A 12,289-nucleotide genomic window follows, 5' to 3' on the forward strand; every position below is an offset into this window, starting at 1 on the left:
TACTGCTAAAATGCAAATGCGTTTGTCAGTAATAATTTTTATTATACAATACGTCCCATCAGCGGGTCGCTCTGGCTTTCCTTACCGGTTTCAACATGTCCGGCATATCGTTTTTCTGTTGATTTATACCCTGAAATTTTAATGCTGAAATCATACCAGTTAAAACTTTTTTCCAGTGCAATAACTATAATTCCTTCGGCACCTTTGGTCCCGGCCTTATCCAGAACCTTGGTTTGTGGCGCGGCTTTGTAAGCATTATCCTTGATTTCAATGGTGTTTTTAACCTTTGAATCCAGGTTTTTAGCATGAAGTTCAATATTACCCGTTGGCTTCCGGTTTTTATCCAGTTGGTATTCAAGGCGAATGTCAACCAGTGGGTCGTTTGCATTACCGACATATTCCCTGAAAAACCCGTTCGGTCCGTAAACACGCAAATGGTAATTCTGATTTTCGAAGCTGGAGACTGCATAAGTATCGGTCAGCGCGTCGCCTGACTTCACGGCATAGTTCCAGACTTTCACTTCTTCGTTCAGATACTTGCCGGGGGCGTACACCATAAACGGCGCTCCATCTGATTTTTTACCAAAGATTTCGTTGCCGGATTTTAGAATAATTTCGAAAGACTTTTTATCGGCACTCAGTTTTCCGTCCGCGTAAAGCTGATACGGCAGGGGAGAAGCCGGGCGCGTTCCTTTTTCCTGGTGCGGCATGTATGGCGCACCTGCCGGATTCTGGTTGATTTTCTGAATTTCATCCGCTGTTAAAGATTTATAACCGTTGGGCAAATTTTTAAACTGTGCCTTATGGATACCTTCAACGAATTCGTCCCGTTCAATAAACTTTGGCAATGCAATTTTTTCGCCGTTATAAGGTTTGAAAGTCGATGTTAAATCTCCGCAAATCGTGCGTCTCCATGCACTGATATTGGTTTCGGTTATTTGCTTTCCTGATTTATGGCTGACAAATTTTTCAAGAAACTGAAGGATGGAAGTATGGTCAAAAACCTCGGAGCACACACTGCCACCACGGTTCCAGGGCGAAGCAATAAGAAGCGGTACACGGAAACCCAGACCAATCGGACTTTCACGGGAATCCTTTTTAGCCTTTTTCTTCATATCCTGTTCCAGCGTCACGAATTCGACTTTTGGATCAATTCCTACGGATACCAGTCCGGTATCTTTTTTGTAAGGGTCCGGTACGACATAAGGCGGAACGTGGTCGAAATAACCGTCATTTTCATCATAACATAAAATGAAGATCGTCTTTTTCCAGACCTCCGGATTTTTTGTCAGAATATCCATAACCTCCGAAACGTACCAGGCGCCATACCAGGGCGAGGTCGGGTGATCTGAGAAATTCTCAGGCGCGACAAGCCAGGAAACCGTTGGCAGTTTTCCCGTTTTGACATCGTCACGGAACTGGTGTAAAACGTCTCCCTTAGGCAGTTTTGATTCCCTTTCCTGATCTCCGTCTTTGTATTTTAGTGTCGTGATGTCGTGGTAATCGGCATCATTGATATTGGTAGTAAATGCCTTCTGGTGCAGGTTTTTTTCACGCTGAGATAACTTCGCGTAGTTCTCCGGGCTCCATTCCACCAGTTCTTTTTTTATAATTTCGAGCAGGGTGGTTTTCTCAGTTAATGCCTTTTGTGCCGCTTCGGCTTCTTTACCGGTTTGTGGCAAAGATTTCACTTTCGCTGTAAGCGCTTCGATCGCCTTGGGTAACTGTTTGGATTGGGCTTTTATATGTTTTTGAAAACCGGTTGCATAGCGGACATGATATTGCGAAAACCACTCAATCGGGTTGTCTGTAAAGTTGGCCAGCCAGGATTCTTCCTCACCTTCAAAACCCATCGACAGACTCAATTCATTCTGATAAATCCGCCAGGAAATGCCGTTATCTTCCAATCTTTCCGGGAATGTTGTCCAGCTGGCAGGTTTGTCATAGTCTACATTTTCGTTGCGGATATTTGCGTAGGATTCAGGATCCGCTTTTTCGCGTACCGTTCCTGTCCACAGATAAAGGCGGTTGGGCGTGGTTCCTGTCAACGATGAGCAGTAATTCTGGTCACAAACGGTAAAGGCGTCGGCCAGGGCGTAATAAAAGGGGATATCTTCCCGGTTATAAAATCCCTGGGTCAAAGGCATTTTAGCGTAATCCTTATGCCCAGCTTTTTTTGCGATAAGCCATTTGTCGTATTTTCCGCCGTTTCTTGCATCAACCTGATTGGGCCAGGAGTGTGGCAATGAACCCATCCAGGTTGCATTGGAATCTTTCATGTTGAGCCGGAAAGGGGTATAGGTTTCACCCGCAGCGTTGGTTTGTAGCCAAACCAGATTTTTGTTGGGCAGGGTAATCGCTCTTGGATCATTAAAACCTCTTACACCGCGGAGCGATCCGTAGCAGTGATCAAATGACCTGTTCTCCTGCATTAGGATGACCACGTGTTCGGCGTCCAGGTAAGTACTGCCCGATGCAGGATCAATGGCTAATGCTCTTTGAATAGAAGGGGGTAAAACACTTAAAAGGCCTGCACCGCCAGATAGCATAGCGGCCTTTTTAATAAATTCTCTTCTCGAGTCCATGGTAAATGTTAATGGGGTTTGGGAGTTCCTTCCAGTATTACCTGAAATTTTTGCAAAAGTACCATCGTTTGTCCTTACTGACCCGTTAAATTATAGTTATCTTTTATAGAAAGTCAGATTAGAATTTTTTTAAATAAAAAAGCAGTAAACCGAATATCTACTTTCGGTTTACTGCGCACTGAATGTATGTTATTTACTTGCTATTTTCCTCCGAAAAGTCCTCCCAGAAGCCCGCCAAGATCAAGGCCGCCTTGCTGTGGTTCGTTGGCTGCTGGTTTGGCATTGCCACCGCCGAGAAAACTGCCGCCAATATTCATGATATCACTCATGTCCAGTTTGCCGTCCGCCAGTGCATAGCCAATCTGGTTAAAATCGAATCCTGCACCTGCTGCTGCGCCTGAAGTTGCAGGAGTTCCGGCCCCGCCAAGTAATCCGCCTAACATACCGTTGAAGTCAAGACTGCTGTCGCTCGGATTGCTGATTTTGCTGATAAGCCCACCGATAACCCCAGGGAGCACTGAGGCAACAATTCCGCCTGCTGCTCCGTTGCTTAGGCCAAATTTTTGCGTAATAGCCGAAACAGCGTTTCCCGCTATGGAAGCCACGATGGGATTACTCATCAAACCACCACCGGATTCCTTACCGGATAACAGTCCCATGATCCCCTGAATATTTCCTGATTGCGTTTGCTCCTGAAGTCCACCCGTGATAGAACTCATCAACGTTTGCATCACGTCTGCATTCTGGTGATTGGGGACTTCCGGGTTTTGTACGATGGCTTGTTGGGAGTTTTCCTGGATAAGGCCGAGTAATTGATCTAGCATGATTAAATTGTTTAGTTGTATATAGCTTTAGACTAGAATTTTTTTAAAGGTAACGATACAACCAAACATAAAAAAACCCGCCGAAGCGGGTTTGCTGTTTTATTTCACTTGATCAACAATTGCTTTAAATGCATCCGGGTGGTTCATTGCCAAATCGGCAAGTACCTTACGGTTTAATTCAATGCCTTTTGCATTAAGTTTGCCCATAAGAGCAGAATATGATAATCCGTGTTGACGTGCCCCAGCGTTGATACGTTGGATCCACAAAGCGCGGAAGTTACGTTTCTTTTGCTTACGACCTTTGTACGCGTATTGCAATCCACGCTCAACGGCGTTTTTCGCTACGGTCCAAACATTTTTACGACGGCCGAAATAGCCTTTCGCTAACTTTAATACTTTTTTACGTCTAGCACGAGACGCAACGTGATTTACCGAACGTGGCATAATTTTAACTGTTTTTGATTGACGGCGCCCATTTTGGGACTTTAAGGCCGGCTATCGGGTTGAACAAAAAACCGAAATGGTATTTGGTAATTTTTATTGGCTTTCGGAATTACTTCCCAAGCATTGCCAATACTTGTTTGTGGTTAGACACATCGATAAGACCTGTTTTAACCAATCCACGCTTACGCTTGTTTGATTTTTTGGTCAGGATGTGGCTGTGAAACGCGTGTTTGCGTTTGATTTTACCAGTACCAGTAAGCGAAAAACGCTTTTTAGCACCAGAATTTGTTTTCATTTTACCCATGGTACAAAAAAATAATAGTTGAAAAAATATAAAACAGCGCGCAAAATTAGTGAATTTCCTTTTAAAACAAAAATCGTGTTGAAGACAAATGCCTGCAACACGATTTTTTTGTACTCTTATAAAGAAAATATATGTATCGCTACTTTATCAGAACAGACGCCTGGACTTTGTTTCTAGCGAGCTGATTACCGACAGCCGAGGTAAATCAAACTACTTTTTCGGAGGTAACGGAGCAAGAATAATGGTCATTCTTTTTCCTTCCAGTTTCGGTTCCATTTCAAGCTTGCCGTAGTCAGAAAGTGCTTCGGAAAATTTGTTAAGCAAATTAACCCCTCTTTCTTTGAAGACGATCGTACGGCCCACAAAGTGAACGTAAGCTTTTACCTTTGATCCTTCTTTTAGAAAATTGATAGCATGTTTAAGCTTAAAGTCAAAGTCGTGGTCATCGGTATTAGGGCCGAAACGGATCTCTTTGATGACAACTTTCTGTGCTTTTGCTTTTATTTCTTTCTGTTTCTTCTTCTGCTCGTATTTGAACTTTGAATAGTCAACGACCTTGCATACCGGAGGTACAGCGGTAGGTGCGATTTCAACTAGATCAAGATTCTGTGTTTTTGCAATAGCCCTTGCCGTGGCAATGTCTACAACTCCGGCTTCTATATTTTCGCCAACCAGACGAACTTCTTTCGCCGTTATGCGTTCATTTATTTTATAAGGTTCTTCTACAACTCTGAAACGTCCACTCGGGGGTCTTAATGCCATATTACTTGGTTTGGTGATTTTTGTTCTTAGATGGAAATCAGAAATTTAACAATGCTGCCACAAAAATAGTGCGTTATTACGGGAATAATAAGAAAAAATGCAAATTTATCCAATTATTTTTGCTTCTTTTTGAAAGTAGCCGACAAATTCTTCAACCGTCATGCTTCCCAAATCGCCTTCCCCTTTTCTGCGGACGGATAATTTACCCTCGGCAGCTTCTTTTTCACCAACGATCAGCATGAAAGGAACTTTGGTAACTTCCGCATCACGGATCTTACGGCCGATCTTTTCATCACGGTGGTCAATGAAGCCACGGATGTCGCTTTCCTGTAATTGTAAAAATACTTGTTCGGCGTAGTCGGCGTATTTTTCCGAAATTGGCAGGATCGCAATCTGATCCGGAGATAACCACAACGGAAACTGACCCGCCGAGTTTTCGATCAGGATCGCGATGAAACGTTCCATGGAGCCAAACGGCGCACGGTGGATCATCACAGGGCGGTGCTTCTGGTTGTCGGAGCCGGTGTATTCGAGTTCAAAACGCTGCGGAAGCTGGTAATCAACCTGGATCGTTCCAAGCTGCCATTTTCTGCCCAAAGCATCACGCACCATGAAGTCAAGTTTAGGACCATAAAAAGCGGCTTCACCAAGTTCTGTAACCGTAGTTAACCCACGTTCAGCAGAAGCTTCGATGATCGCGCTTTCGGCACGTTCCCAATCCTCGTCTTTTCCGATGTATTTTTGTTTTTCATTAGGGTCACGCAAAGAGATCTGCGCGCTGTAATCTTCAAAACCCAGGGATTTGAAAACATACAACACCAGGTCGATTACGCGGATGAATTCTTCCTTTACCTGATCAGGGCGGCAGAAAATGTGCGCGTCATCCTGTGTAAAGCCACGAACACGTGTCAAACCATGCAATTCTCCGCTTTGCTCGTAACGATATACCGTTCCGAACTCAGAGAAACGTAAAGGCAGATCTTTGTAAGAACGTGGGGAAGTCTTATAAATCTCGCAGTGATGCGGGCAGTTCATGGGTTTAAGCATGTACTCTTCACCCGGGTTTGGCGTTTTAATAGGCTGGAAAGAATCCTTGCCATATTTGTCCCAGTGTCCCGAAGTCACATAGAGATCCTTGCTTCCGATATGCGGTGTTACCACCGGAAGATAACCTGCTCTGGATTGTGCTTTGCTTAGAAACGCCTGTAAACGTTCACGCAGCATCGCACCTTTGGGTAGCCACAAGGGCAATCCCTGACCCACTTTTTCCGAGAAAGCGAACAATTCGAGTTCTTTCCCAAGTTTACGGTGGTCACGTTTTTTCGCTTCTTCCATTAAGGTTACATACTCTTCCAGTTCTTTTTGCTTTGGAAAAGTAATCCCGTAAATACGGGTCAGCATTTTGTTTTCCTGCTTGTTGCGCCAGTAAGCACCGGCTATATTGGTCAGCTTTACCGCCTTGATGATGCCGGTGTTCGGGATATGCGGCCCGCGGCAAAGGTCGGTAAATGCGCCTTGTTCGTACAAGGTGATCGAGCCGTCTTCCAGACCGTCAATCAGTTCAAGCTTATATTCATCACCTTTTGTGGTAAAGAAGTCAATCGCGTCCTGTTTGCTGATCGGAATACGTTTGTATTCGTTTTTCTGACGGGCCAGTTCGAGCATTTTCGCTTCGATCTTTGGAAAATCGTCCGAAGAGATTGTGTTTTCGCCAAGATCAACATCGTAATAAAACCCTCTTTCGATAGACGGACCTGTGCCTAATTTAACCCCAGGATAAAGCGCTTCCAATGCTTCCGCCAACAAGTGGGCAGAAGAGTGCCAGAATGTCGATTTACCATCTTCATCATTCCACGTGAGTAATACGACCAGTGAATCTTTTTCAATTGCGCGCGTTGGGTCCCAAACTTCGCCATTTACTTTGGCCGCGATAACATTGCGGGCCAGACCTTCACTGATACTAAGTGCAATACCCAAGGCAGTGGTGCCTTTTTCGTATTCACGTACACTACCGTCGGGCAGGGTTATTTTAATTACAGACTCGTCTTTCATTCAAAAAAATAATTCTATTACTCGTATATGTTACAAATCTATTGAATTTTAGCGTTTCGCGAGGAATCAATTTTCATATTTATGGTTCCGCGTGGTTTTATCAGGTCAATTTTAACCCTTGATGTATCCAGTGTTTTAAAATTGGGTTCCAGGTTTTCGTTGGAGTAGAAGTCAGGGGACATCCTACCATTTTCGCGCTGTCTTATTCTCCAGAGGCCATACAAAGACATTTGATCTGTTGGATTTTTATCCGTTTCGTAAGTGAAATATTCTTTCGCTTTGATATCATTCCCCATCTTTTCATAGCAAAATGCCACTAAATAATTAATCTGGGGGTGATTTGGATTAACTTTCAGCAATTGCTGAAAAGCGAGCAGCGCATTGTAATAACCTCTTTGCTTTATTTCCAGCGCACCGATCTGGAAATACGCATCACCAAATTTTGGATTCAATGAAGCAGCTTTCCGATAGTTAGCCAGGGCGGTATCGGGTACAGACAGGTTTTTGTAAATTTCACCCCGTTCAAAATATAGTTCGGGATTAGCGGGAAAACGTTTTATCGCCCGGTTATTCAAAGCCATGGCCTGCCCGTAATCCTTCAGTTTAAGGTAGATAATGGTGCTTTGCTGGTAGGCGCGAACCAGTCTCGGGTTCATGGTAATTGCGCTGTTTAGGCTGCTCAAGCTGGATAAAGAATCACCCTGGCGCGCCTGCAGCATACCTTTTACATAATAAGCCGACCCATCGTAGGGTGCCATTTTCATGGCTTGTGCCAAATAGGTGCTAGCCTCGCGGAAACGATTTTTTACCTGAAAAATATCGGCCATGAGTACGTAAAGGTCCGGACTGGTTTGCTGCAAAGCTTCGGCCCGTTCCGCATCTTCCAACGCATTATCAATTTCGCCCAGTTCACGGTTTATTTTGCCCCTCAGCAGGAAATATTCTCCGATGTTATCTTTTTCGCTGATGGCTTCATTGATATCTTCCATCGCCTGCACGTACTGCTCACGTTCAAAATAAATCCGGGATCTTTTGAAATAATTCAGGTCGATGTCAATGCTCCGGCTGATCAGATCTGAAAGCGAATTCAGTGCGTCGGTTTGCCATTGCGCTTTTGATTTTTTGGTAACAGGAGGTATGCGCGTCGAGTTTCTGGCGTCATTTTGGCATGACTGTAACAGACTGCCCAAAATCATCAGGGCAGAAAACAGCAATAAACTAAACGACGAGCCAGACCTTTTCATGGGAAACGAACTTCCTTCAACCGGCGGAAATGTACCTTCCGTACCTATTTTAACTGCAAAATTGAGCAATCTGTTCGTATTTTAAACCTTTTGATCTGAAAAACGTGAAAATACTCCAAGCGGAAGTTTTTTACCAAAAGAATCAGGAATAAACAACTCGCCGAATTCATGATTAATCTGGTCGCCAAAATGTGCTTTGATCAGGTTTTCCAGGATCAATGCGGAGAAACCGAGCGAATACAAATTGATAATGAAAAAGAAGTTTTCCTTTTTTAACAGCAAAGCGCAAAGCCGCAAAATTTCATTCAAATTTTCTTCCAAAAGCCATTTTTCACCCTCTGGTCCGCGTCCATAGGCGGGTGGATCCAGAATGATTCCGTTGTATTGGTTGCCACGGCGCACTTCACGGTTTACAAATTTCAATGCATCTTCAACCACCCAGCGAATATTGTCCAGACCACTCAATTCCATATTCTCGCGTGACCAGCTGATCACCTGTTTTACCGAGTCTACATGCGTTACATCAGCGCCGGAAGCTTTGGCGGCAAGGGAGGCGATACCGGTATAGGCAAACAAGTTCAGTACCGTCGGTTTTGTCTCCGGAATCTGTTTTACTTTTTTAGCAATATAATCCCAGTTCGTAGCCTGTTCAGGAAATACGCCGACGTGCTTGAAAGAAGACAAGGCAAGTTTTGCCCGCAAATGAAGCGGCCCGGACCGGTATTGGGTCACCCAACGTTCCGGCATATCGGCTTTGGTTACCCATTGCCCTTTTTCCTGCGAATTTTTATCCCGTTTGAAAACCGCGTTCGATTGATCAGCCCATTGCTGTTCGGTCAGGGATTTGTCCCAGATCGCCTGAGGTTCCGGGCGCGAAAGAATATAGGGTCCGAAACGTTCCAATTTTTCAAATCCTCCGGTATCAATCAGTTGATAATCTGTATGTTGTTCTGGTGAAAGAAGTATCACAAATATGTGTTAAGTTAAATTTTAAAGGACAAAGTTAATGATAGTAAACAAGTTATTAACTTTCTTATGATCAGTGTCCTTTAAAATCAGAATGAAATTTTATTTAAATAGTAGACATTACGTCTGCCGCGCGTTTGCACGTCGCCTTGCGCATTGACAATACGCTGTTCCCCCCAGGCCAGATAAAAGTTATCGAACCAGTAATCGATATCATCGGTGCTCGTTTTTCTTACCTTATCACCTTCAACGGTCGTGCTGTTGTCAACAACCCGGTTGTTATCAACCACTTTACTGCCTTTGATCAGTTTGCTGCGAATGCCGCCGTTGTGGCTGTAAACCAGCTGCGTCGTACCGTTGGGCTCGCTTTGTACTTTTATTTTTTCGCGCAGCTCCATACTTTTTACGTTATCGAAACTGATGCTGTTGTCCCAGAGTAATTTCCCGTTTTGATCCACATCGGCCAGAATGGCGTGGGTATACGTAAACCCATCGAATACCTGCTGGTTGTAACCACGCCCGCCGTACATCGGATTCCACAAATAAGGGTTATAAAGACCCATGCCGAAAGGATATCCGCCGCCCATCATCATGGAACCATAGCCAAACCCGCCCATCATGTTGGGGTTCTGGTAACGGTATTCGGGATAAAAAACTTCTGCCACAAGCAAAAATTGGTTATCCCTGGGGACGATATCGTGCACCAGAAGACGATAATTTAGTTTCAGGTCGTCACCGCTTTCTTTCTTTTTACGAATTTTGCGCTCCATCTTTTCCTGCTGGCGCTCATTCATATAATTGAAAAAATTGGAAAAGTCTGTAAAGCTGTGATAGCGCGTAAAGACAATTTCGTCATTGACGATCTTGCTGATATAAAGCCCCTGAGAGGCTGCATTACTGGTGCTTTGCATGTTCCGGTAGCCATAGGTCCCGATCACGATCCGAACAGAGTCATTCAGGATCTGTAAACGTCCGCTGAGCAACGAATAATCGTCTTCGGGGTCAATAGAGGCCTGCACGTACAGTTCACCGGTTTCCTCATAGGAACGGGCAACGATTTTTGTCTGGCGTCCTTTTTTCACCGCAAAACATACGTTGACAAGATGATGGGTTGTATCTACTTCTACGGTCTGGATAGCGTTGGAGCCTTTGATTGCAGAAGGCAAAACCCTGGTTTGAGAAGTGGTAAGATTGGTATGGATCAGAACGGGTTCATTGCGAACCATGCCTGCCATGAAAACCGAATAACCTAGTGTTTTGAAATCCGTTATCTCAAAACGATCGACGGTATTGATGGTGAAAGTTTCAACAAAGCCAGGTCCGATGTTTACCTTAACGATCTGGTAAACAGGGCTTCTGTATTTGCTGAACAAAAGAAAAACAGACTGTCCATCGTAACAGGATGCTACATAGTCAAGATTTGATTCAACCGGCCCGTCGATGGACCAGATACGTTCCAGATTGGTGTCAAATTTCTGGACGTTGTACGTTCCTTTATCCGGTTTTGAAATAAGCAAAACGCCTTTCGCGCCGAGTGGCATGGTCTGGTAAGCGGTATTCGCATTTTGGAGCGGCAGCTCAACGCGTTTAACGACCTGTCCCGATACTGAATAACAAATTGTAAAAAAGCAAAGCGACAGCCATGCCTGATAAAGAAAACGTTGGTTTTTATGCATGTGCCAATCCGACAATATGGTCAAACTCTTCTGGTTTCACAGGTATTACAGACAAACGAGACTGACGGATAAGTGCCATGTCTTTCAAATTTGGATCTGCTTTTATTTGTGCTAATGTAACAGTTTTATCGAAATGTTTAACCGGAACAAATTCTACCACGACCCAGCGTTCGTCATCGGTAGTCGGGTCAGGATAGTGTTCCTTTGAAACCTTTGCCAGTCCCACCACTTCTTTACCTTCATTGCTGTGGTAAAAAAGTGCCAGATCACCTTCTTTCATCGCCATCATGTTGTTGCGTGCTTCGTAACTGCGCACACCATCCCACATGGATTTTCCTTCCTCAACGAAGTGGTCCCAGGAATATTTGAAAGGTTCAGATTTTATAAGCCAGTAGTTCATTTTTTTGTAGTTGAGAATGGAAAGTTGATAGCGGCCGCCGCGCGGTTGAAAGTTGTTGCAAAAGCACAATTATGGAGAGTTGAAAATTTATGGTAAGGCAGAATATTTAAATTGCCGGAATCCACATTTTCAACCGCGCGGCGGCCGCTTTCCACTTTCAACTTTCAACTAAAATAAATCAAGGGAATTTCGGGTATTTACTGAAATCAGGTTCGCGTTTTTCAAGGAAAGACTTTTGTCCTTCTTTTGCTTCTTCGCTCAGATAATACAAGAGTGTAGCGTTTCCGGCAAGCTCCTGGATTCCGGCCTGTCCGTCAAGCTCCGCGTTGAATGAGCTTTTCAGCATACGAATTGACAACGGACTTTTTTGCTGGATTTTTTTACACCATGCAACTGTTGTTGTTTCAAGATCTTCCAAAGGAACAACTTTGTTCACCAATCCCATTTGTAATGCTTCCTGCGCGTCGTACTGGTCGCAAAGGAACCAGATTTCACGTGCTTTTTTCTGACCAACCACACGTGCAAGATAGGAAGCACCGAAACCGCCGTCGAAACTTCCAACTTTTGGGCCGGTTTGTCCGAAACGTGCATTGTCAGCCGCTATGGACAGATCGCAAATAACATGCAAAACGTGGCCGCCGCCGATAGCCCAGCCTGCCACCATCGCAATGACCGCCTTAGGGATAGAGCGGATCATTCTTTGCAGGTCAAGGACGTTCAGACGCGGAACGTGATCTTCGCCAATGTAGCCGCCGTGGCCGCGAACGGACTGGTCCCCGCCTGAGCAGAATGCTTTGCCGCCTTCGCCTGTCAAGATGATCACGTCGATACGTGTATCCTCACGGCAAATGTGCATCGCATCGATCATTTCGGTGACAGTTTGCGGTGTGAAAGCGTTATGTTTATGCGGGCGGTTGATACTGATTTTTGCAATTCCTTCGTGCAGCGTAAAAAGAATTTCTTCGTATTCTTTAATGGTTTCCCATTTTATTGAACTTGACATATAAGCAATCTATGAATGAGTGAATATAA

The 12,289-nt window shown here is 44.4% G+C and carries 11 protein-coding genes; all 11 read right to left on the reverse strand.

The window, feature by feature from the left end; all coding sequences use genetic code 11:
- Positions 1–41: 41 nt before the first annotated feature.
- The 11 genes from RB622_RS11775 to menB all read right to left on the reverse strand — a co-directional run bounded on the left by RB622_RS11775 (position 42) and on the right by menB (position 12,260).
- Positions 42–2,585, reverse strand: coding sequence for a phosphocholine-specific phospholipase C (locus RB622_RS11775; protein ID WP_308046747.1), 2,544 nt, complete (start codon positions 2,583–2,585; stop codon positions 42–44).
- A 200-nt stretch (positions 2,586–2,785) separates the two neighbouring features.
- Positions 2,786–3,409, reverse strand: coding sequence for a DUF937 domain-containing protein (locus tag RB622_RS11780; RefSeq protein ID WP_308046748.1), 624 nt, complete (start codon positions 3,407–3,409; stop codon positions 2,786–2,788).
- Positions 3,410–3,508: 99 nt separating this feature from the next.
- Positions 3,509–3,853 carry a 50S ribosomal protein L20 gene (gene rplT, locus RB622_RS11785; RefSeq protein ID WP_308046749.1) on the reverse strand — a complete coding sequence of 115 codons (345 nt, stop codon included), beginning with the start codon at positions 3,851–3,853 and terminating at the stop codon, positions 3,509–3,511.
- A 109-nt stretch (positions 3,854–3,962) separates the two neighbouring features.
- Complete coding sequence (gene rpmI / locus RB622_RS11790) at positions 3,963–4,157, reverse strand: 50S ribosomal protein L35 (protein ID WP_090338052.1); 195 nt, start codon at positions 4,155–4,157, stop codon at positions 3,963–3,965.
- Positions 4,158–4,367: 210 nt separating this feature from the next.
- Positions 4,368–4,919, reverse strand: a complete 552-nt coding sequence (gene infC, locus RB622_RS11795; protein ID WP_308046750.1) for a translation initiation factor IF-3 — start codon at positions 4,917–4,919, stop codon at positions 4,368–4,370.
- A gap of 105 nt (positions 4,920–5,024) precedes the next feature.
- The gene (thrS, locus tag RB622_RS11800) at positions 5,025–6,971 is read right to left on the reverse strand and encodes a threonine--tRNA ligase (RefSeq protein WP_308046751.1); all 1,947 of its coding nucleotides are present in this window, start codon (positions 6,969–6,971) and stop codon (positions 5,025–5,027) included.
- A gap of 38 nt (positions 6,972–7,009) precedes the next feature.
- Entirely contained in the window at positions 7,010–8,284 is a 1,275-nt protein-coding gene (locus tag RB622_RS11805) for a tetratricopeptide repeat protein (protein WP_308046752.1), read from the reverse strand.
- 12 nt (positions 8,285–8,296) lie between these two features.
- The gene (locus tag RB622_RS11810; protein ID WP_308046753.1) at positions 8,297–9,184 is read right to left on the reverse strand and encodes a class I SAM-dependent methyltransferase; all 888 of its coding nucleotides are present in this window, start codon (positions 9,182–9,184) and stop codon (positions 8,297–8,299) included.
- An 86-nt stretch (positions 9,185–9,270) separates the two neighbouring features.
- A complete protein-coding gene (locus RB622_RS11815) occupies positions 9,271–10,857 on the reverse strand; it encodes a hypothetical protein (RefSeq protein ID WP_308046754.1) in 1,587 nt (528 codons plus the stop codon).
- The gene (locus RB622_RS11820) at positions 10,850–11,257 is read right to left on the reverse strand and encodes an EVE domain-containing protein (RefSeq protein WP_308046755.1); all 408 of its coding nucleotides are present in this window, start codon (positions 11,255–11,257) and stop codon (positions 10,850–10,852) included. Before RB622_RS11820 ends, RB622_RS11815 begins: the two co-directional genes overlap by 8 nt.
- Positions 11,258–11,435: 178 nt before the next feature.
- The gene (menB, locus tag RB622_RS11825; protein WP_308046756.1) at positions 11,436–12,260 is read right to left on the reverse strand and encodes a 1,4-dihydroxy-2-naphthoyl-CoA synthase; all 825 of its coding nucleotides are present in this window, start codon (positions 12,258–12,260) and stop codon (positions 11,436–11,438) included.
- Positions 12,261–12,289 lie beyond the last annotated feature (29 nt).

The sequence above is a fragment of the Dyadobacter sp. LHD-138 genome (assembly GCF_030929615.1).
GTDB lineage: Bacteria > Bacteroidota > Bacteroidia > Cytophagales > Spirosomataceae > Dyadobacter.